Below are 22,339 nucleotides of genomic sequence, written 5' to 3' on the forward strand. Positions count from 1 at the left end.
GAAACCGGAAGTTATGATTCGGTTCATTCTGCTCTATCGGAATTTTGGCGAAAATGCATGGGGACATAAGCCTTTGCCCACAGCGCATGCTTGCCCCGGCGGGCAGCACTCTTTATAGACCCGCCAGAGACAGCAAGAGGCAGGGTCATGGTCTTTTTTCCCCACCGCCACCTCATCGGCATCAAGGGCCTCACCGAGCAGGATATCACCTATCTGCTCGACAAGGCCGACGAGGCCGTCAAGATCAGCCGCCAGCGAGAGAAGAAAACGTCGACGCTGCGCGGGCTGACGCAGATCAACCTGTTCTTCGAGGCATCGACTCGCACGCAGGCCTCCTTCGAGCTGGCCGGCAAGCGGCTCGGCGCCGACGTCATGAACATGTCGGTCGGCAATTCCTCAGTGAAGAAGGGCGAAACGCTGATCGACACGGCGATGACGCTGAATGCGATGCGTCCCGACGTGCTTGTCATCCGCCATTCGAGCGCCGGTGCTGCCGCCCTTCTCGCCCAGAAGGTTTCCTGCTCGGTCGTCAATGCCGGCGACGGCCAGCACGAACATCCGACCCAGGCGCTGCTCGACGCACTGACGATCCGCCGCGCCAAGGGCAAGCTCTCGCGCATCATCGTGGCGATCTGCGGCGACGTGCTGCATTCGCGGGTGGCGCGCTCCAATATCCTGCTGCTCAATGCGATGGGCGCCCGCGTGCGTGTCGTCGCGCCCGCCACCCTGCTACCCGCCGGCATCGCCGAGATGGGTGTTGAGGTCTTCCATTCGATGAAAGAAGGGCTGAAGGACGCCGACGTGGTGATGATGCTGCGGCTGCAGCGCGAGCGCATGTCCGGCGCCTTCGTGCCTTCGGTGCGCGAATACTACCATTTCTACGGGCTCGACGCCGAAACGCTGAAGGCGGCGAAGGAGGATGCGCTGGTCATGCATCCCGGCCCGATGAACCGCGGCGTCGAGATCGCCTCAGAGGTGGCGGACGGGCCGCAGAGCGTGATCGCCGAACAGGTGGAAATGGGGGTCGCGGTGCGCATGGCGGTGATGGAGACGCTGCTCGTCTCGCAGAACCAGGGTCCCCGAAGCGATGGAATGATGGCATGAGCAATCCGATCGTCCTCAAAAACGTCCGCATCATCGACCCGTCGCGCAATCTCGACGAAGTCGGCACGGTCATCGCCGAAAACGGGGTGATCATTGCCGCCGGCTCCTCGGCGCAGAACCAGGGCGCGCCGGAAGGCGCCGTCATCCGCGACTGCGCGGGCCTTGTCGCGACGCCCGGCCTCGTCGATGCGCGCGTCCATATCGGCGAACCCGGCGGCGAACATCGCGAGACGATCGCCTCGGCCAGCCGGGCGGCAGCAGCCGGCGGCGTCACCTCGATCATCATGATGCCGGACACCGATCCCGTCATCGACGACATCGCGCTCGTCGAATTCGTCAAGAAGACGGCGCGCGATACGGCCGCCGTCAACGTCTATCCGGCAGCCGCCATCACCAAGGGCCTTGCCGGTGCGGAGATGACGGAGATCGGCCTGCTGATGCAGGCGGGCGCCGTCGCCTTCACCGATGCCCATTCCAGCGTCCACGACACGCAGGTGCTGCGCCGGATCATGACCTATGCGCGCGAATTCGGCGCCGTCATCTCCTGCGAAACCCGCGACAAATATCTTGGCGCCAACGGCGTCATGCATGAAGGGCTTTTCGCCAGCTGGCTCGGGCTCTCCGGCATTCCAAGGGAAGCCGAACTCATCCCGCTCGAACGCGATCTCAGAATCGCAGAACTGACGCGCGGCCACTATCACGCCGCGATGATCTCGGTGCCGGCCTCGGTCGAAGCGATCGAACGCGCCCGCAGCCGCGGCGCCAAGGTCACTTCAGGCATCTCGATCAACAATCTGGCGCTCAACGAAAACGACATCGGCGAATACCGCAGCTTCTTCAAGCTCTATCCGCCGCTGCGCCCGGAAGACGATCGGATCGCCATGGTCGAGGCGCTTGCGAGCGGCGCGATCGACATCATCGTCTCCTCGCACGATCCGCAGGACGTCGATACGAAGCGCCTGCCCTTCGGCGAAGCGGCCGATGGCGCGGTCGGTCTTGAAACCATGCTGGCGGCGGCGCTCAGGCTTCACCATGGCGGCCAGGTGAGCCTGATGCGCCTGATCGATGCCATGTCCACCCGCCCCGCGCAAATCTTCGGCCTCGCCGCCGGCACGCTGAAGCCGGGTGCTGCGGCCGATATCGCGTTGATCGATCTTGATGAGCCTTGGCTTGTCGCCAAAGACATGCTTCTCTCCCGCTCGAAGAATACGCCGTTCGAAGATGCGCGGTTCAGCGGGCGGGCCGTCGCGACTTATGTCTCGGGAAAGCTTGTCCACGCACTTTAGAAAAAGCCTGGACTGATACGCCACGGAGGGGCTGAGGCGGCATATGTTATCCAATCTCATGTCATGGCAGATCACGCTGCCGATCGCGCTTGCCGCCGCCGTCATCGGTTATCTCTTCGGCTCCATTCCTTTCGGCCTGATCCTCACGCGCGCCGCCGGCCTCGGCGACGTGCGCAGCATCGGCTCCGGCAATATCGGCGCGACCAATGTGCTGAGAACGGGAAACCGCAAGCTCGCTGCTGCGACGCTGCTGCTCGACGCGCTGAAAGCATCGGCAGCAGCCTGGGTCGTCGGTTATTTCCTCGGTCAGGAGGCGGCGATCATCGCCGGCTTCTTCGCCTTCATCGGCCATCTCTTCCCGGTGTGGATCGGCTTCAAAGGCGGCAAGGGTGTCGCCACCTATATCGGCACCCTGCTCGGCGTCGCGCCGATCATGGTGGTGCTCTTCGCCGCCGTCTGGCTGGCGGTCGCCTTCACCAGCCGCTACTCGTCGCTGTCGGCGCTGGTCGCCATGCTTGTCATTCCGGTTGCGCTGTGGATACTGGGTAACGAAAAGGTTGCGGCCGTCATGGCGATCATGACGCTGATCTCCTACTGGAAGCACAAGGCCAATATTTCCCGCCTAATGGACGGCACGGAAAGCAAGATCGGGGCAAAGGGATAATGGATGCGCCGGGCGCGGGATCAAAAGGCGTCGCGCTGAGCGAACGGCAACGCATCGCCTGGCTGCGCCTCATCCGTTCCGACAATATCGGCCCGGCGACCTTTCGCGACCTGATCAATCATTTCGGTTCGGCCGAGGCAGCACTCGCGGCGCTGCCGGAGCTTTCGGCGCGCGGCGGCGCCACGCGGGCAATCCGCATCGCCAGCGAGGCCGAGGCGCACCGGGAACTGGAAGCGGCGCATCGCTTCGGCGCCCGCTTCGTCGGCATCGGTGAGCCGGACTATCCGCAGGCCCTGAAGAAGATCGACGGCGCGCCTCCGCTGCTTGCCGTCAAAGGCGCTCTTGCCGCCGCCAAACGACCGGCGGTCGGCATCGTCGGCTCCCGCAACGCTTCGATCGCCGGCGCGAAATTCGCGGCCATGGTGGCGCGCGATTGCGGCCGGGCTGGTTATACCGTGGTGTCCGGCCTGGCCCGTGGCATCGACACGGCAGCGCATCGGGCAAGCCTCGACACGAGCACGATCGCAGCGCTTGCCGGCGGTCTCGACCAACCCTACCCGCCGGAGAATATCGGGCTGCTCGAGGAGATAACCGGTGGCAACGGCCTGGCGGTGAGCGAAATGCCGTTCGGCTGGGAACCGCGCGCCCGCGATTTCCCGCGCCGAAACCGGCTGATCGCCGGTATCGGTCTCGGTCTGGTGGTCGTCGAAGCGGCAACGCGCTCAGGCTCGCTGATCACCGCACGGCTTGCCGGCGAGTTCGGCCGCCTGGTGTTTGCCGTGCCCGGCTCACCGCTCGATCCGCGCTGCCACGGCACCAACGGCCTGCTGAAGGACGGCGCTTCGATCGTCACCACACCCGCCGATGTCATCGAGGCTTTGGCGCCGCTTACGCAATTCGAGCTGTTCCCGTTATCGATGGCCGAGCAACCGGCAGCCGACGGCAAGGCGATGACAATTCCGCCCGGCGATTCAGACCGGGCCCGCATCATCGATGCGCTCGGGCCAACCCCGGTCGAGATCGACGACGTCATCCGCCATACCGGCCTGTCGGCATCCGCCGTCTATCTCATCCTTCTGGAACTCGACATCTCAGGCAGACTGCATCGGCATCAGGGCGGCCTCGTCTCGCTTACCGATTGAATTTCGCACGATATTCGGGCGCGGCGTTAAGAATGGCGAAACCATGCCGAAAGTGATTGGCAACCTATCTCAAGATGTATTTTTCCGACAATCCTCTTTCGGCTGCAGCAGACGCAAGAGGTAAAATTGTACCAAACCCCTTGACCGCGGCGATTTCCCTGTCCATGTCGGAGGGCCGGGCATCCATGTTGCGGTGTGTGTTGCGCTGGCTTAAATGCTGGCGTCGTTTCCTTTTTAGAGAATCATCATGAATGTTGTAGTGGTGGAATCGCCTGCCAAGGCCAAGACGATCAACAAGTATCTGGGTCCGGGATACAAAGTGCTCGCCTCCTTCGGCCATGTGCGCGATCTGCCTGCCAAGGATGGCTCGGTCCTCCCCGATCAGGATTTCGAAATGCTTTGGGAGGTCGATAGCGCCTCGGCCAAGCGGATGAAGGACATCGCCGACGCGGTGAAATCCTCCGACGGCCTATTTCTCGCGACCGACCCGGATCGCGAAGGCGAAGCGATTTCCTGGCACGTTCTCGACATGCTGAACAAGAAGCGCGTGCTGAACGGCAAGCCGGTCAAGCGCGTCGTCTTCAACGCGATCACCAAGAAGGCGGTCCTCGACGCGATGGCCGATCCGCGCGACATCGACGTGCCGCTCGTCGACGCCTATCTCGCGCGCCGCGCACTCGACTATCTCGTCGGCTTCAATCTTTCGCCGGTCCTGTGGCGCAAGCTGCCCGGCGCGCGTTCGGCCGGCCGTGTCCAGTCTGTGTCGCTTCGCCTGGTTTGCGACCGCGAATCCGAGATCGAGCGCTTCATATCGGAAGAATACTGGAACATCTCGGCGCTTCTGAAGACGCCGCGTGGCGACGATTTCGAAGCAAGGCTGGTTTCGGCGAACGGCAAACGGCTGCAGCCGCGCGCGATCGGCAACGGCGAGGATGCCGGCCGGCTGAAGGCGTTGCTCGACGGTGCGAGCTATGTCGTCGACACGATCGAGGCCAAACCGGTCAAGCGCAACCCAGGACCGCCGTTTACGACCTCGACGCTGCAGCAGGCAGCTTCCTCCAATCTCGGTTTCTCTGCCTCGCGCACCATGCAGATCGCTCAGAAGCTTTATGAGGGCGTCGATATCGGCGGCGAGACCGTTGGTCTGATCACCTATATGCGAACCGACGGCGTGCAGATGGCGCCGGAGGCGATCGATGCGGCGCGCAGCGCCATCGTCGACCAATTCGGCGAGCGCTACATGCCCGAGAAGCCGCGCTTCTATTCCGCCAAGGCCAAGAACGCACAAGAGGCGCACGAGGCGATCCGTCCGACCGATTTCTACCGCTCGCCCGACCGCGTGCGCAAATTCCTCGATGCCGACCAGATTCGGCTCTACGACCTGATCTGGAAGCGCGGCATCGCCAGCCAGATGGCCTCGGCCGAGATCGAGCGCACGACGGCTGAAATTACCGCCGATAATAAGGGCGAGAAGGCCGGCCTGCGCGCCGTCGGTTCGGTCATCCGCTTCGATGGCTTCATCGCCGCCTATACCGACCAGAAGGAAGACGGCGAGCAGAGCGACGATGGCGACGAGGATGGCCGTCTGCCGGAGATCAACGCGCGCGAGACGCTCGCCAAGCAGAAGATCAATTCGACCCAGCATTTCACCGAGCCGCCGCCTCGCTATTCGGAAGCCTCGCTGATCAAGAAGATGGAAGAGCTCGGCATCGGCCGCCCCTCCACTTATGCGGCGACGCTGGCAACGCTGCGCGACCGCGACTATGTGACGATCGACAAGCGCAAGCTGATCCCCCAGGCCAAGGGCCGGCTGGTGACGGCTTTCCTCGAAAGCTTCTTCACCAAATATGTCGAATACGACTTCACCGCCGATCTCGAGGAAAAGCTCGACCGGATTTCCGCCGGCGAGCTGAACTGGAAGCAGGTGCTGCGCGATTTCTGGAAAGATTTCTTCGCGCAGATCGAAGACACCAAGGAACTGCGCGTCACCAATGTGCTCGATTCGCTGAACGAGGCGCTCGCACCCCTGGTCTTCCCGAAGCGGGAGGACGGCAGCGATCCGAGGATCTGTCAGGTCTGCGGCACCGGCAACCTGTCGCTGAAGCTCGGCAAATACGGCGCCTTCGTCGGCTGCTCGAACTATCCGGAATGCAATTACACCCGCCAGCTCTCCTCCGAAAACGGCGGGGAAGCGGATGGCGCCGGATTGAACGAGCCGAAGAACCTCGGCACCGATCCGACGACCGGCGAGGAGCTGACGCTGCGTTCCGGCCGCTTCGGCCCCTATATTCAGCGCGGCGACGGCAAGGAAGCCAAGCGCGCTTCGCTGCCGAAGGGTTGGAAGCCCGAAGAGATCGACTATGAAAAGGCGATGGCTTTGATTTCGCTGCCGCGCGACATCGGCAAACATCCGGAATCCGGCAAGATGATCTCGTCAGGCATCGGCCGCTATGGGCCGTTCCTGCTGCATGACGGTTCCTATGCCAATCTGGAAACCATCGAAGACGTATTCTCGGTCGGCCTCAATCGCGCCGTGACTGTCATTGCCGAAAAGGCGAACCAGCCGCCGGGCCGGGGTTCGCGCGGTACGCCGGCGGCGTTGAAGACACTCGGCGATCATCCCGACGGCGGCGCGATCACCGTTCGCGACGGCAAATACGGTCCCTACGTCAACTGGGGCAAGGTCAATGCCACCCTGCCGAAGGGCAAGGATCCGCAGGCGATCACCGTCGAGGAGGCGCTCGCGCTGATCGCCGAGAAGGCCGGCAAGGCGCCTGCCGGCAAAACCACCAAGGCGAAAGCCAAGCCGAAGGCGGCGGCAGCCGAAGCCAAGACCACCAAGACGGCGGCCAAGCCGAAGACAACGAAGGCGAAAGCGCCCGCGAAATCGAAAAAGAGCTGACGTGAGCAGGATACCGCGCGACAGAACGAACCCTGCGGGCAAGCGCCCGGGCAAGATCGGCCGTGCCGGCAAGGATGCTCCCGCCGTCGAGCCGCTGAACATCGTCCACGGCGCGCTGCCCTCGCGCGAGGTGATCCTGCGCTTCATCGCGGATCATCCGCAAAAAGCCTCCAAACGCGAACTCGCCAAGGCTTTCGGCCTGAAGGGCGACAACCGCGTCGAGCTCAAGCATCTGCTGCAGGAACTCGAGCAGGAAGGCATGCTGCAGAAGAACCGTAAGTCGCTGATCCGCCCCGGCGCGCTGCCGCCGGTCACCGTTCTCGATATTACCACGCGTGACAAGGATGGCGATCTGATCGGCCGGCCGGCGGAATGGCCTGAGGATCAGGGCGTCGCGCCTGCCGTCGCCATCCGCCAACAATCGCCCGCGGGCCGCCAGGGCAAGGGCAAGGCGCCCGTCGCCGGCCTCGGCGACCGCATCCTGGCGAAGATCTTCCCGGCCGTCGATCGCGGCGGGCCGGCCTATACGGCGCGGATCATCAAAGTGATCGACAAGCGCCGCGGCGCCTCGATGGGCGTTTTCCGCACGGCGCCTGGCGGTGGCGGCCGGCTGCTGCCGATCGAGCGGCGTGGCGAGGAGATGGTGATCGATCCCGACTTCACCGGCGGCGCCACGGACGGCGACCTGGTCGAAGTCGAAATCGCCCGCCTCGGCCGTCTCGGCCTGCCGCGCGCCAAGGTGCTTTCCGTGGTCGGCTCCGTCGGCTCGGAAAAAGCGATCTCGATGATCGCCATTCATGCGCATGGTATCCCGCATGTGTTCCCGCCGGCCGTCGTTGACGAGGCGGACGCCGCAAAACCCGCCACGATGTCGCATCGCGAGGATTGGCGCGACGTGCCGCTGATCACCATCGACCCGGCCGACGCCAAGGATCATGACGACGCCGTTTATGCCGAACTGGACCCCTCGCCCGACAATCCCGGCGGCGTCGTCGTCAGCGTGGCTATTGCCGATGTCTCCTGGTATGTCCGCTCCAAGTCGGCGCTCGACCGCGAGGCGCTGAAACGCGGCAACTCTGTTTATTTCCCGGATCGTGTCGTGCCGATGCTGCCGGAGCGGATTTCCAACGATCTTTGTTCGCTGAAGGAAGGCGTCGACCGCCCGGCGCTTGCCGTGCGCATGAGCTTTTCCGGAGAAGGCCGCAAGATCGGCCATACCTTCCATCGCATCATGATGAAGAGCGCGGCCAAGCTGTCCTATCAGCAGGCGCAGGCAGCGATCGACGGCAAGCCGGACGATCAGACCGGACCAATGCTCGAGCCGATCCTGAAGCCGCTGTGGCACGCCTATGAGGTGATGAAGCGCGGACGCGACCGGCGCCAGCCGCTGGAACTCGACATGCCGGAGCGCAAGATCCAGCTGAAGCCCGACGGCACCGTCGACGGGGTCGTCGTGCCGCCGCGGCTCGATGCGCACAAGCTGATCGAGGAGATGATGATCCAGGCGAACGTCTGCGCCGCCGAGACGCTGGAAAAGGCACGCCAGCCGCTGATCTACCGCATCCATGACGGCCCGACGCTTGCCAAGCAGGAGATCCTGCGCGAGTTCCTGGCGACGCTCGGCATTTCGCTTGCCAAGGGCGGCAACATGCGCGCCAACAACTTCAACGGCATCCTGGCGAAGGCGGACGGCACGCCGCACCAGACCATGGTCAGCGAGATGGTGTTGCGTTCGCAGAGCCAGGCGATCTACGGTCCGGAGAATATCGGCCACTTCGGCCTCAACCTGATGAAATACGCGCATTTCACCTCACCGATCCGCCGTTACGCCGATCTTATCGTGCACCGCGCCCTCGTCGGCTCGCTCGGCTTTGGTGAAGGCGGCATCACGCCCGAGGAAGAGGCTGTTCTCGACGATATCGCCGCCGAAATCTCAACCTTCGAACGCCGGGCCATGGCGGCCGAGCGTGAGACGGTCGACCGGCTGATAGCCCATCATCTCAGCGGCCGCGTCGGTGAAGAATTTGCCGGACGGGTCTCGGGTGTGACGAAATCGGGGCTTTTTGTTTCCCTGCCGGACTATGGCGCCGACGGTTTCGTCCCCATATCGACGCTTGGCACCGATTATTTCATCTATGACGAGGCGCATCAGGCGCTCTCGGGTGAACGGACAGGGCTTGGCTATCGCCTTGGCGACAGCGTCACGGTGAAGCTTGCCGAAGCGATTCCGCTCGCCGGCGCGCTGCGTTTCGAAATGGTCAGCGAAGGGCGCGAAATGCCGACGGCAGTGCGCTCCTTCCACAAAGCGGGCCGCCGCGACAGGGGCCAGGTCCGCAAGAAGCCCGGAACGAGACCGCCGCGGGGACGTCACTAGAGCCCATGCGCCGATGTTTCGGCCTGAAAGAGGAACTTGCGATGAGCACACCGACCGATCCGGCCGTGCGCTACGGGGATACGCCCGAGGCCGAGCGTCCGGTTGGACGCTCGATCATGCGGGGGCTGTCGAACTGTTGCCCGGCCTGTGGCAACGGCAAGCTCTTTCGCGCCTTTCTGAAGCCGGTCGATCATTGCGCTGCCTGCGGCGAGGCGATGCATCACCAACGCGCGGACGACCTTCCGCCCTATATCGTCATCTTCGTTGTCGGCCACGTCGTGGTCGGTGGCTATATGCTGACCGACATGACCTTCGTGCTGCCGGTCTGGGCGCATCTTGCCATCTGGGCGCCGATCACCGTTATCACCGCGCTTGCCTCGATCCAGCCGATCAAGGGCGGTGTCATCGGCCTGCAATGGGCGTTGCGCATGCATGGTTTCGGTGGAGAGAGTAACGGTTCCGACGATTATGACATCCCCGGCCGGCCGGATTAGCGCCTTCACCTTCCAGACATATTTGGCGTGTAGTGCCAGCGCTCCACCGATCACCACCCGAAGGCGGTGGCGGACGATCCTCAACGACTTGACATGGTAAGCTTTTCTTGTCTGAACAGGCTTTACATTCCGCAGGTGGTCACTCACATCGGACATATTGCGAAACGCTCCCCGTCACCCGGATTTGGCACGCCCGTGTCTTTCTGTGTGAGGTGACCGGCCGATTCGCTCGCGTAGCTTTCTAAGGATGGATAAATGTCTCAGCCGAGAAACGGCACACCGGGCGATGTCGAGGAAATCCATTGGCCTTCTCTGGTGGCAGCCATCTCGTCCATATCAGCCGTCGGCATAGCAATCGGCCTCGGACTGCCCCTCCTCAGTATCATCCTCGAAAAACGTGGCATCTCGTCCACCCTGATCGGGCTCAACACGGCAATGGCCGGGGTCGCGGCGATGGCTGCCGCGCCGATCACCACCAGGCTCGCCCATAAATACGGCGTCGCGCCGACAATGCTCTGGGCCGTGCTGATTTCGGCGCTGAGCGCGCTCGGTTTTTATTATGCCCAGGATTTCTGGATGTGGTTTCCACTGCGTTTCGCTTTCCATGGCGCGACGACGACGCTGTTCATCCTCTCCGAATTCTGGATCAATGCCGCTTCGCCGCCTTCCAAACGCGGCTTCGTGCTCGGCATCTATGCGACCGTGCTTTCCCTCGGCTTTGCGGCCGGGCCGCTGCTGTTTTCGATCCTAGGCAGCGACGGCATCTTCCCCTTCCTGATCGGCGCCTGCGCCATCCTGCTGGCCGCCATTCCGATCTTCATCGCCCGCGACGAAAGCCCGGTGCTCGAGGAAAAGCCGGAGTTGCATTTCATGCGCTACGTTTTCCTGGTGCCGACGGCGACGGCGGCGGTCTTCATCTTCGGCGCGGTCGAAGCGGGCGGCCTATCGCTTTTCCCGATTTTTGCCGTGCGCGCCCATTTTACCGAATCGCAGGCAGCACTTCTGCTCACCATGATGGGCGTCGGCAACGTCATCTTTCAGATCCCGCTCGGCCTGCTCTCCGACCGCATCGCCGACAAGCGGCCGCTTCTAGCCGGCATGGCACTGATGGGGTTCATCGGCGCGATGATGTTGCCGCTGCTGCTCGACAACTGGCTGTTGATGGCCGGGCTGCTGCTTTTCTGGGGCGGCTGCGTCTCCGGCCTCTATACGGTCGGGCTCAGCCATCTCGGCTCGCGGCTGACGGGCTCCGACCTTGCGGCGGCCAATGCCGCCTTCATCTTCTGTTATGCGATAGGAACCGTGGCCGGACCGCAGGCGATCGGCGCAGCGATCGACGTCGCTGGAAATAACGGTTTTGCCTGGGCGATTGCCGCGTTCTTCGGGCTTTACGCCCTACTTTCCGGCATCAGACTGATGTTCATTCGAAAACGGACTTGACTTTTCGGGCGAGATTCGTAGTTTCGCGCCAGAATTTGCCGTGGAGCCCATCCGGTTTCCACGGCTTTCATTTTCCTTAAAGGCAGGACGACCATGGCCAAGGCTACAACAATCAAGATCAAGCTGCTGTCGACAGCCGACACCGGTTTCTTCTACGTCACGACGAAGAACAGCCGTACGATGACGGACAAGATGACGAAGACGAAGTACGACCCGGTTGCACGGAAGCACGTCGAGTTCAAGGAAACCAAGATCAAGTAATCACTTGATCTCAGGATTTCAAAAAAGCGCGCGCCCTCGGGTTGCGCGTTTTTTGTTGTCCGGATGATCGCCTCTAGAGATGATAGCGCAAACAGAAAAACGCCGCCCTTCCATCTTCGGGAAGTGGCGGCGTTTTCTTGAAAGGGGGTCGGCCAGCATGCAAAACGGCACGAGGAACCGCTATAACTTGCCTACTAGCCGACCGACCCCACGACCCAGGAGATGCGGCGGACCTGAGCATCATGGGGTATCGACAACTCCTCAACGGGAGCGCTTCTCTTATGTGCCGATAATTTGCGCAAAACTGAAAGAAAATCAACAAATTCTTAATGATGATTTTTGCGGACTTGATTCTATGGTTAAAAGTCCAGTTTTGGTGCATACAATGATTTACCGGATCTGCTTGGTGCCGAAGCCTACTCGTTGCCACCTGGAAGAAATTCGACACTATAACGCAATAACTTGAACACCCCCTCTCCCTACGTGAGGCGCCGCCGCAGCACACTATTTCGCCTCATTGGCATGAGACGTTTTTTATAGTCGCTATTTCATTTTCAGCTATGGCCAGATACTTTCAAGACTATCGGGCAGCGGCGCATCCCCAGCAAAGCAGGAAATCCATTTTTCGGCTATTTGGCTGCAAATTTTCACCCCGCGCCCTGCCGGCGGGTATTAAAAATCGGTAACAATTCGCTTACCACTGTGGAAAACCTTTAGACGACATATAAGGCGACAGATGATTCGTCAGGCGGCTGCGGCGACCACGCGGTTGCGGCCGGTATTCTTGGCCTCGTAAAGAGCCAGATCGGCCTGCTTCATCAGCTGGTCCGGGGTCAGCACCGCTGCAATACGCGAGGCGATGCCGAAGGACGCGGTGACGTTCAGCGCCTCGCCGGCGTGTTTCAGCATGAAGGGGGCGCTTTCGATCGCCGTGCGCAGGCGCTCGGCGACAGCGGCGGCTATCTCAGGCGAGGTGTCGGGCATGACAACGACAAATTCCTCCCCGCCGTAGCGGCAGGCGAGATCGGCGCCGCGAATGGTCGAACGGACACGGTTTGCAAATTCCCGCAGCACTTCGTCGCCACCGTCATGGCCGTAGGTGTCGTTTACCTGCTTGAAGCGATCGATATCGGTGATCAGTACCGAAAGCGGTCGGCCGCGCGCCATTGACCGGTTGAAGAGCACGTTCAAATGATTGTCGAGATAGCGCCGGTTATAAAGGCCGGTCAGCGGATCGGTTACCGCAAGCTCGATCGTCTGCTTGACGCTGGCGCGCAGACGGTCGTTGTAGCGCTTGCGGCGGATCTGCGTCAGGCTGCGGGCAACCAACTCATTGGGATCGACCGGGCGGATGATGTAGTCGTTGACGCCGAGATCGAGCGCGCGCACGACCATCTCGTCGGCACCCTGCTCGGTGATGATCAGGATCGGCAGGAATCGCGTGCGCTCCAGCGAGCGCAGCTGCGAGCAGAGGCGTAGCGGATCGTAATCGTCGAAGTTGGCGTTGACGATGACAAGATCGAACGCGCTTTCGGCCGCCTCGAAGAGAGCGGCCTGCGGATCGGAGAGGGCAAGCACGTCGGCAACGGGCTTCAGCGCCCTGATAAGGCGCTCCTGCGAATTGGCGCGGCCGTCGACGAGCAGGACCTGAGCGGTCTCGTCGGCGCGGCTCTCGACCGCGCGGGTGAGGTCGTCGATGCCTATCGTATGGGCGGTGTCAGCGCGAATGCGCAGCTCATCGCTCAACGTCTTCAACCGCAGCAGGCTCTTCACCCGCGAGATCAGCTGCAGATCGTTGACCGGCTTGGTGAGGAAATCGTCGGCACCAGCTTTCAGGCCGCGAACGCGATCGGCCGGCTGGTCAAGCGCGGTGACCATGACGACGGGAATATGCGCGGTTTTCTGGCTGGCTTTCAGCCGCTCGCAGACTTCGAAACCATCGATGCCGGGCATCATGATATCGAGCAGGATGAGATCGACCTGGTTGCGCTCGCAGATCGCCAGCGCCGTGTAGCCGTCGGCCGCGGTCATGACGTCGAAATACTCCGCCAGCAGCCGCGCTTCGAGCAGCTTCACGTTGGCCGGAATATCGTCCACCACCAGTATTCGCGCAGTCATAGGTGTCTTTCCGATGCGTCAGGCATCGCCCAGATAGGTCTTGATCGTCTCGATGAATTTCGGAACCGAGATCGGCTTGGAAACATAGGCCTCACAGCCGCCCTGGCGAATCCGCTCCTCGTCGCCCTTCATCGCAAAAGCCGTGACGGCAATGACGGGAATGACGTGCAGCTCGTCATCTTCCTTCAGCCATTTCGTGACTTCGAGGCCGGAGACCTCGGGAAGCTGAATATCCATCAGGATGAGGTCGGGGCGATGCTTGCGCGCCAGATCGAGCGCCTCCATGCCATTTCTGGTCTGGATCGTGGTGTATCCGGACGCCTCGATGAGGTCGCGAAAGAGCTTCATGTTGAGCTCGTTATCTTCTACAATCATCACCTGTTTGGGCATGACAAGCTGTCCCTACGTCCGTTCGCGCAGCGGTTTGTCCCATGAGAAAGGCACATGCGGACAATAGCTCCGTGAAACCGATAGCGCACGCTAGCGGTATTTGGTTGAAGAAAAGGTAACGTAACTCTCGAAATGCAAAGCAACTTCAAGACTTCGAAACAACAGGCCGCCGACCCGCACGCAACCGCGATCGCCGTGCTCGGCTGGCTTGCCGACGATCCCGACATGTTCGGCCGATTCCTCGCCCTGACGGGTGTTGCGCCCGGCCAGGTGCGCAGCGCCGTCGACGACCCGGGTTTCCTTGCCGGCATGATGGATTTCCTGATGAACCACGAACCGACGGCGATGGCTTTCTGCACGGCGAGCGGCATCAGCCCGGAAACCGTCACCGCCGCCTGGCGGCATTTCTCTTCGCCGAGTCTCGGTTCCGGAGAATGCTGACCATGGCCTGCACTCCGGACCTCGATGTCTCGCATATCCGCCTCGGCGAACGGCCGTTGATTGTCTGCGACGTCGACGACGTCGTGCTGCAGTTCATCGGCCCTTTCCAGCTTTTCCTTCAAAGCCGGGGGCACGCGTTTCTGCCGCGATCGTTTAAGCTTCACGGCAACATCGTATCGCAGGCGGATGGCGCGGAGATCGAGGATCCGCAGGTTAGCCGACTGATCGAGGAATTCTTCGAGGCACAGGAGCTGTGGCAGACGCCGCTCGACCGCGTCGTCGAAACGCTCGACCGGCTTTCGCAAGAGGCCGACGTGCTGTTCCTGACGGCTATGCAGCCGCGGTTCCAGGAGCAGCGCCGCCGTCTGCTCGATAGGCTGGGTCTGCTTTTTCCGCTGCTTGCCACCGAGCAGCCGAAGGGGCCGATCGTTCACGCCTTGCATGCCAGCCGCTCCCTTCCCGTCGTCTTCATCGATGATATGGCGCGCAATCTGCATTCCGTCAGGGATCACGTCGCCGATTGCCTGCTGATTCATCTGATGCCGAATTCGCCCGTCCATCGTTTCGCACCGGCGGCGGCCGCCGACATCACCCGCGCTACCGACTGGATGCATGCGGCCGAATTGATCGAGGCGTATTTTCTTTCCGGCGCGCTCATGCGCGCAGTTCCAGCCGCATGAGCGGACGTCCGTCCTTGCGCCGTGCCACCGTCTCGAAACCGGCCGCATCGAAGATCGCCGACGAGCCGATGCAGAGAGAGACTGATTTCGACTGCTTCACGTGATCGATCGGACAGGCTTCGAGCAGCCGCGCCCCCTGGCGCCGCGCATGGTCGATGGCGCCGGAAAGCAGGCGATGGCTCATTCCCTTTCCGCGCAAACCGGGCAGGAGGAAGAAGCAACTGACGGCCCAGATGGACGGATCATGCGCATCGCCCTCCTCCAGCGGCCGCGAGACGGTGCGCGGCGAATTGAACTGCGGCACATCGTGGCGCGGCCCGACCTGCACCCAGGCAACCGGCGCGCCGTCAGCATAACAGAGGATGCCCGGCGGCGGCCCCGCCTTGATCCGGTCCTGCATATGCGCCTTGCGCGCCTCGGTCGCCATCTTCGTTCTGATCGCATGCGGCAGGCGCAGCGCGACGCACCAGCAATTATAGAAGGCACCCTGCGGCCCGAACAGGATTTCGAAGTCGCCCCAGCGGTCTGGCGTTACCGGTTCGAAACGAAGATCGTTATCCAAAGGCAAAGCTCCCGCCTCTCTTGAGACTCGGAAGCTTAGGGCGTAATGTCACGGCGTTCAACCTTTGTTCTCATGATGATGCCCGCGCCCGACAAGACACCCGGCTTCTGTCGCGACTGCCTTGCCGAGCAGAAGGGCGAGGCGCGCCGTTGCGTGTCCTGCGGCAGCCCCCGTCTGGTGCGCCATCGCGAGCTCTACGCATTGACGCTTGCGCATATCGATTGCGACGCCTTCTACGCGGCCGTCGAAAAACGCGACAATCCGGAGCTTGCCGATAAGCCGGTGATCATCGGCGGCGGCAAACGCGGCGTCGTCTCCACCGCCTGCTATATCGCCCGCATCCACGGCGTGCGTTCGGCGATGCCGATGTTCAAGGCGCTGGAAGCATGTCCCGAGGCGATCGTCATTCGGCCCGACATGGAGAAATATGTCCGGGTCGGGCGCCAGGTGCGCGCCATGATGCAGGATCTGACGCCGCTGGTGCAGCCGCTGTCGATCGACGAGGCCTTCCTCGAGCTTGACGGCACCGAGAGGCTGCATCACGATCCGCCGGCGCGAACCCTCGCCAAATTCGCCCGCCGGGTCGAAAAGGAAATCGGCATCAGCGTTTCGGTCGGGCTTTCCTATTGCAAATTCCTTGCCAAGGTTGCCTCCGACCTGCACAAGCCGCGCGGATTTTCCGTCATCGGCCGTGAGGAAGCGGTCGAGTTTCTGGCGCCGCGCGCCGTCACCACGATCTGGGGCGTCGGCAAGGCCTTTGCGGCGACGCTTGAGGCAGACGGCATCCGCACCATCAGCCAGTTGCAGCAGATGGAGGAAAACGACCTGATGCGCCGCTACGGCAGCATCGGCCAGCGGCTCGCCCGGCTGTCGCGCGGCATCGACGACCGTGAAGTGCATCTCAACGATGCGGCCAAAAGCGTTTCGTCCGAGACGACCTTCTTCGACGACATCTGGCGTTATGACGATCTGGTGCCGATCCTGCGCAATCTTTCGGAAAAGGTCGCCTGGCGGCTGAAGAAAAACGGCATTGCCGGCCAGACCGTGGTCTTGAAGATGAAGAGCGCCGATTTCAAATCGCGCACCCGCAACCGCAAGCTCGAAGACCCGACCCAGCTTGCCGACAAGATCTTCCGCACCGGGCTCGATCTTCTCGAAAAAGAAACTGACGGCACGAAGTTCCGACTGATCGGCATCGGCGTCAGCGATCTCGGCGATGCTGCGCGTGCCGATCCGCCCGATCTCATCGACCGGCACTCCGGCCGGCGAGCGGCCGCCGAAGCGGCGATGGACAAGCTGCGCGACAAGTTCGGCAAGAATACGGTCGAGACCGGCTACACCTTCGGCAGCAGCAAGCGTGATTACTGAGGTGTGAAGGCTCCGCGGTCCCGCCTATAAAATCTTCCTTAAACTTCGTCTCATAATGTGCCGTGCAAGTATTGCGTATGGTTGGGTATCATGTTCTCGCGTCTCGTCTTCGGCCTCGGCTTGCTGTCGGCCACCGCACTCGTGCACCCTGCCCTTGCCGCAGATGCGCGCACGCTGCAGATCATCGTCTCGAAGGACAGGCAGTCGCTTGCGGTCTATGACGGCACCGAGGTCGTCGCGACCTCGAAGGTCTCGACCGGCAAGGACGGGCACACGACGCCGAGCGGCATATTCTCGGTGCTCGAAAAGCAGAAATACCACGAATCCAATCTCTATTCGGCGGCGCCGATGCCGTTTATGCAAAGGCTGACCTGGTCCGGCATTGCGCTGCACGAATCCAATTCCGTGCCGCGTTATCCGGCCTCGCATGGCTGCGTGCGCATGCCGGGCGCCTTTGCAAAGATGCTCTACGGGATGACCGAGCCCGGCATTCCCGTCATCATCAGCGATGGCGAAGTGGCGCCGCAACCGATCGACCATCCGACGCTTTTCCATCCGGAAGCGCCGGCGCCGATGCTGCTGCTTTCGGATGTCGAACTGCGGCCTTCGATGCCCGACAGTCCGGGGACACCGGTGCAGGTGGCGATGAACGACACGGCGGCAATGCCGATGCCGGCAGCGCCGCCGCTTGCCGCGCGGGAACCCCAGCCGCCGTCCGAGCCGATCAGCATGCTGATCACCCGCCGCACGCTGCGCGAGACGATCATCGACATCCAGACCCTGCTCAACCGGCTCGGCTTTTCCGCCGGCGATCCGGACGGCTTGCTCGGGCCGTCGACCGTGCAGGCGATCAAGACTTTCAAGACGCTGCGGCCGGCCGAATTTGCCGGTGACAGGAGCCTCGTCTCCGACGCGCTGCTGAGGGAAGTCTATGCCGCGGCGGGCAAGGGTGAACCGCCGAACAGCGTCATCATGGTGCGCCGGGCGTTCAAGCCGATCTTCGAAGCGCCGGTGACCATCGCCGATCCGGGCTTGGCGCTCGGCACGCATTTCTTCACGCTGCATGCGGTCGATGAAACGGCCGGCACGGCGGACTGGCTCGGCATCACGCTTGAGAACAATCTCGCCCGCGAGACGATGAAGCGGCTCGGCATCACCAATCAGGAAAGCTCGATCGTCACCGGCAGGCCGATTGCCCGGTCGCTCACCCGCATCACGATCCCGGAGGAGACCCGCCGCAGGATCGACGCGCTGATCGCGCCCGGCTCGACCCTGACGATCTCCGATACCGGTCTTGGCCGGGAGACCGGCGAAGGCACGGATTTCATCACCATCACCCGTGGTTGATCCCGATCACCCCGCGGTGGGTGATCACGATCACCCGGGTTGATCAAACAAGCTCGACATCGACGACACCGGGAGCGGCGCGAAGAGCGGCGGCGATCTCCGGAGTGATGCGGTATTTCTCCGCCAGCGCCACTTCCACCTCGCGTTTGCCCTCCTCCTTGATGACGATGAAGGAAACCAGACCGTCGCCCTTGGCGTTCAGATGGCCGGCGACCATCTTCAGTGGCCCGGAATCTCTGATATAGACGCGCAGTGCCTTCTGCATCTGCAGCGACTTTTCCTCCAGCGACTGGATCGTCTGGATGCGCAGGCCGATGCCCTCCGGCCGCTCCTCACCGGTCGCGGTCAACACGAAGGATTTCCCCGACTCCAGCACGTCGCGATACTGGTTGAGCATTTCCGAAAACAGCACCGCCTCGAACTGGCCGGAAGAATCGGAAAAGACGATGATGCCCATCTTGTTGCCGGTGCGGGTCTTGCGCTCCTGCTTCGAAATGACGGTGCCGGCGAGCCGCGCATTGAAGGCGCCCTGTTTGATCGCTTGGGAAAACTCGGTAAAGGTCTGCACCCGCATCTTCTGCAGGAGGTTGTTGTAGGAATCGAGCGGGTGGGCTGTGAGGTAGAATCCCAGCACCTGGAATTCCTTGAGCAGCCGCTCGGAGGCAAGCCAGGGCGAAAACGGCGGCAGGGAGATCTTTTCAGGCCCCGAGGTCAGGGTGCTACCGAAAATATCCGACTGGCCGCTCAGCTTGTTTTCCTGGGCACGCTGGGCATAACCGAGGATACGGTCGAGGCCGGCCGAAAGCTGAGCGCGGTCGGCGCCGAAACAATCGAAGGCGCCGGCAAAGATCAGGCTTTCGAGCACACGGCGATTGACCTGGCGCGGGTCGATGCGCAGGCAGAAATCTTCGATGCCGGCAAAAGGCCTGTCGCCACGCACCTCGACGATATGGTCGACGGCGGATTCGCCAACACCCTTGAGAGCGGCGAGCGCATAATAGATGCGGTTGTCGCCGGTCTGGAAATGGCGGAAGGAGGTCTGCACCGAGGGTGCGATCACCTCGATACCGAGGCGCTTGGCATCCTGGCGGAAATCGTTGACCTTTTCGGTGTTGGACATATCGAGCGTCATCGAGGCGGCGAGGAATTCGACCGGATGATGCGCTTTCATATAGGCCGTCTGGTAGGAGACGATGGCGTAGGCGGCGGCATGCGATTTGTTGAAGCCGTAATTGGCGAACTTCGCCAGCAGTTCGAAGATATTGTCGGCCTGCGGCTTCGATACGCCGTTCTTGACCGCGCCGACGACGAAGCGTTCGCGCTGCTGGTCCATCTCGGCCTTGATCTTCTTGCCCATGGCGCGGCGCAGAAGGTCGGCTTCTCCGAGCGAGTAGCCGGACAGGACCTGAGCGATCTGCATCACCTGTTCCTGGTAGACGATGACCCCTTGGGTTTCCTTGAGCAGGTGGTCGATCATCGGATGGATCGATTCCAGCTCTTCTTCGCCGTGCTTGCGGGCATTGTAGGTCGGGATGTTTTCCATCGGGCCCGGACGGTAGAGCGCCACCAGGGCGATAATGTCCTCGATGCAGTCCGGCTTCATGCCGATCAGCGCCTTGCGCATGCCGGCACTTTCCACCTGGAACACGCCGACCGTCTCGCCGCGCGACAGCATCTCGTAGGTCTTCTTGTCGTCGAGAGGAATGGCCGCGAGATCGACCTTAACGCCGAGCTTGGCGACGAAATCGACCGCGACCTTCAGCACCGTCAGCGTCTTCAGGCCGAGAAAGTCGAATTTGACCAGGCCGGCCTGCTCCACCCACTTCATGTTGAACTGGGTGACCGGCATGTCCGAGCGCGGATCGCGATACATCGGCACCAGTTTGGAAAGCGGGCGGTCGCCGATGACGATGCCGGCGGCATGCGTCGAGGCATGGCGGTAAAGCCCCTCGATCTTCTGGGCAATGTCGAGCAGGCGGGCGACGACCGGCTCCTTGGCCGCCTCTTCCTGCAGCTTCGGCTCCTCCTCGATCGCTTTGGACAGCGGCGTCGGATTGGCCGGATTGTTCGGCACGAGTTTGCAGATCCTGTCGACCTGACCGTAGGGCATTTCCAGCACGCGGCCGACGTCGCGCAGGGCGGCGCGCGCCTGCAGCGAACCGAAGGTGATGATCTGCGCCACCTGTTCGCGGCCATACTTGGCCTGGACGTAGCGGATCACCTCTTCGCGGCGGTCCTGGCAGAAGTCGATGTCGAAGTCCGGCATCGAAACGCGTTCCGGATTGAGGAAGCGTTCGAAGAGCAGCGAAAACCGCAGCGGATCGACGTCGGTGATCGTCAAGGCGTAGGCGACCAGCGAACCGGCGCCCGAACCGCGGCCGGGACCGACCGGAATGTCTTGCTGCTTGGCCCATTTGATGAAGTCGGCAACGATCAGGAAGTAACCGGGAAAACCCATGCGTTCGATGACGCCGAGTTCGAAGTCCAGTCGCTCGCGATATTCTTTTTCCTCGTAACCCGGCGACATGCCGAGCGTCGAAAGCCGCATGTCCAGCCCTTCGACTGCCTGGCGGCGCAGTTCGCTCGCCTCGGCGCGTTCGGCCTCCTCGGCATCGTCGGTCGCCCCGGTGAAGCGCGGCAGGATCGGCTTTCGCGTCTTCAGCACGAAGGAGCAACGCTTGGCGATCTCGATGGTGTTTTCCAGCGCTTCGGGCAGATCGGCGAAGAGCTTGGTCATCTCGGCCCGGCTCTTCAGATAATGGTCCGGGGTCAGGCGAAAGCGGCTGTCGTCGGAGACGATCGCATTGTGGGCGACCGCCATCAGCGCATCATGGGCATCGTAATCGTCGCGTGTCGGAAAGAAGGCCTCGTTGGTCGCAACCAGCGGCAGGTCGTTGATATAGGCGAGCTCGACGATCTTCTGCTCGTGCCGCTTGTTGTAGGTTCCGTGCCGCTGCAGCTCGACATAGAGCCGATCGCCGAAGAGACGCTTCAGCGCGAGCAGCCGGACTTCCGCCTGGGCGGGATGGCCATCCTTGATCGCCACGTCGACGGGCCCGGTCAGGGCGCCGGTCAAGGCGATCAGCCCTTCCGTACCGGCCTCCTCCAGCCAGGAGGCTTTGACATGAACGGCCTGGTTGCTTTCGCCGCCGAGATAGGCGCGGCTGACGAGATCGACGAGCCGTTCGTAACCGGCATCGGTAGCGGCGAGAAGAACGATCGACGGCAGCTTGACCAGAGCCTGCTGGCCGCCGCGCTTTTCCGTTTCCAGCCCGTCTTCCATGTCGATCGAGACCTGGCAGCCGATGATCGGCTGCAGGCCCTCCTCCATCGCCTTCTGCGAGAATTCCAGCGCGATGAACAGATTGTTGGTGTCGGTAACGGCGATCGCCGGCTGGCTGTCGCCGGTCGCCTTGTAAAGGATCTTCTTCAGCGGCAAGGCGCCTTCGAGAAGCGAATAGGCGGAGTGGACCCTCAGGTGGATGAAGCCCGGCGTGCCGCCGGTCACCTCAGCCGTTGAACCCTTTGCCGTATCCGCCATGTCATGCCTTCCCAATCACCCGAATGAATCGGACGCATTGTCGGCATAGAGAGCGACGATGTCCAGAAGAAGTCCCGCGTCCGGACCGCATGATTGCCATGCGGTCCCCTGAAAACTTTAGATCGCCATGACGATGAGCGAGAAGCTGGCAACGAACATTGCGATGGAGGTGAATGCTGCGATATCACGGATCATGTCAGTCATTTGGCTCTCCGTTACTCGTTA

17 protein-coding genes are annotated in these 22,339 nt (G+C 62.1%); 13 read left to right on the forward strand and 4 right to left on the reverse strand.

Annotated elements, in window-relative coordinates:
* Positions 1-147: 147 nt before the first annotated feature.
* The 9 genes from RCCGE510_RS00405 to rpmG all read left to right on the forward strand — a co-directional run bounded on the left by RCCGE510_RS00405 (position 148) and on the right by rpmG (position 11,667).
* Positions 148-1,104: an aspartate carbamoyltransferase catalytic subunit gene (locus RCCGE510_RS00405; RefSeq protein ID WP_007626148.1), complete on the forward strand. Its 957-nt coding sequence runs from the start codon at positions 148-150 to the stop codon at positions 1,102-1,104.
* A complete protein-coding gene (locus RCCGE510_RS00410; protein ID WP_007626150.1) occupies positions 1,101-2,390 on the forward strand; it encodes a dihydroorotase in 1,290 nt (429 codons plus the stop codon). Before RCCGE510_RS00405 ends, RCCGE510_RS00410 begins: the two co-directional genes overlap by 4 nt.
* A gap of 43 nt (positions 2,391-2,433) precedes the next feature.
* Positions 2,434-3,054, forward strand: a complete 621-nt coding sequence (gene plsY, locus RCCGE510_RS00415; protein ID WP_007626152.1) for a glycerol-3-phosphate 1-O-acyltransferase PlsY — start codon at positions 2,434-2,436, stop codon at positions 3,052-3,054.
* On the forward strand, positions 3,054-4,196 hold the full coding sequence (gene dprA / locus RCCGE510_RS00420) for a DNA-processing protein DprA (RefSeq protein ID WP_007626154.1): 1,143 nt from the start codon (positions 3,054-3,056) through the stop codon (positions 4,194-4,196). The genes plsY and dprA overlap by 1 nt, the downstream gene beginning before the upstream one ends.
* Positions 4,197-4,443: 247 nt before the next feature.
* A complete protein-coding gene (topA, locus tag RCCGE510_RS00425) occupies positions 4,444-7,098 on the forward strand; it encodes a type I DNA topoisomerase (RefSeq protein WP_007626156.1) in 2,655 nt (884 codons plus the stop codon).
* 1 nt (position 7,099) lies between these two features.
* Complete coding sequence (gene rnr, locus RCCGE510_RS00430; RefSeq protein ID WP_007626158.1) at positions 7,100-9,472, forward strand: ribonuclease R; 2,373 nt, start codon at positions 7,100-7,102, stop codon at positions 9,470-9,472.
* Positions 9,473-9,513: 41 nt separating this feature from the next.
* The gene (locus tag RCCGE510_RS00435) at positions 9,514-9,966 is read left to right on the forward strand and encodes a DUF983 domain-containing protein (RefSeq protein WP_007626159.1); all 453 of its coding nucleotides are present in this window, start codon (positions 9,514-9,516) and stop codon (positions 9,964-9,966) included.
* Positions 9,967-10,221: 255 nt separating this feature from the next.
* The gene (locus tag RCCGE510_RS00440) at positions 10,222-11,406 is read left to right on the forward strand and encodes an MFS transporter (protein WP_007626160.1); all 1,185 of its coding nucleotides are present in this window, start codon (positions 10,222-10,224) and stop codon (positions 11,404-11,406) included.
* 93 nt (positions 11,407-11,499) lie between these two features.
* Positions 11,500-11,667, forward strand: a complete 168-nt coding sequence (gene rpmG / locus RCCGE510_RS00445) for a 50S ribosomal protein L33 (RefSeq protein ID WP_007626161.1) — start codon at positions 11,500-11,502, stop codon at positions 11,665-11,667.
* Between the two features lie 744 nt (positions 11,668-12,411).
* Here rpmG and RCCGE510_RS00450 read toward each other — a convergent pair.
* Both RCCGE510_RS00450 and RCCGE510_RS00455 read right to left on the reverse strand, forming a co-directional pair.
* The gene (locus tag RCCGE510_RS00450; RefSeq protein ID WP_007626162.1) at positions 12,412-13,785 is read right to left on the reverse strand and encodes a PleD family two-component system response regulator; all 1,374 of its coding nucleotides are present in this window, start codon (positions 13,783-13,785) and stop codon (positions 12,412-12,414) included.
* Between the two features lie 18 nt (positions 13,786-13,803).
* A complete protein-coding gene (locus RCCGE510_RS00455; protein ID WP_003547430.1) occupies positions 13,804-14,175 on the reverse strand; it encodes a response regulator in 372 nt (123 codons plus the stop codon).
* Between the two features lie 132 nt (positions 14,176-14,307).
* Between RCCGE510_RS00455 and RCCGE510_RS00460 the strand changes: the two genes are divergently transcribed.
* A complete protein-coding gene (locus RCCGE510_RS00460) occupies positions 14,308-14,616 on the forward strand; it encodes a DUF3572 domain-containing protein (protein ID WP_007626163.1) in 309 nt (102 codons plus the stop codon).
* Between the two features lie 2 nt (positions 14,617-14,618).
* Positions 14,619-15,296 (forward strand): hypothetical protein, encoded by a 678-nt coding sequence (locus RCCGE510_RS00465; RefSeq protein ID WP_007626164.1) that lies wholly within the window; start codon positions 14,619-14,621, stop codon positions 15,294-15,296.
* Here the strand turns inward: RCCGE510_RS00465 and RCCGE510_RS00470 are convergent.
* The gene (locus RCCGE510_RS00470; protein ID WP_007626165.1) at positions 15,271-15,858 is read right to left on the reverse strand and encodes a GNAT family N-acetyltransferase; all 588 of its coding nucleotides are present in this window, start codon (positions 15,856-15,858) and stop codon (positions 15,271-15,273) included. The two genes, RCCGE510_RS00465 and RCCGE510_RS00470, sit on opposite strands and share 26 nt — an antisense overlap.
* 75 nt (positions 15,859-15,933) lie before the next feature.
* On the opposite strand from RCCGE510_RS00470, the gene RCCGE510_RS00475 reads away from it, so the two are divergent.
* Entirely contained in the window at positions 15,934-17,226 is a 1,293-nt protein-coding gene (locus RCCGE510_RS00475; RefSeq protein ID WP_037077468.1) for a DNA polymerase IV, read from the forward strand.
* Between the two features lie 90 nt (positions 17,227-17,316).
* Positions 17,317-18,573 carry a L,D-transpeptidase family protein gene (locus RCCGE510_RS00480; protein ID WP_007626168.1) on the forward strand — a complete coding sequence of 419 codons (1,257 nt, stop codon included), beginning with the start codon at positions 17,317-17,319 and terminating at the stop codon, positions 18,571-18,573.
* 43 nt (positions 18,574-18,616) lie between these two features.
* Here the strand turns inward: RCCGE510_RS00480 and dnaE are convergent, their stop codons facing one another.
* Positions 18,617-22,114 carry a DNA polymerase III subunit alpha gene (gene dnaE / locus RCCGE510_RS00485; RefSeq protein WP_007626169.1) on the reverse strand — a complete coding sequence of 1,166 codons (3,498 nt, stop codon included), beginning with the start codon at positions 22,112-22,114 and terminating at the stop codon, positions 18,617-18,619.
* Between the last annotated feature and the right edge of the window lie 225 nt (positions 22,115-22,339).

Source organism: Rhizobium sp. CCGE 510, assembly GCF_000292525.1.
GTDB lineage: Bacteria > Pseudomonadota > Alphaproteobacteria > Rhizobiales > Rhizobiaceae > Rhizobium.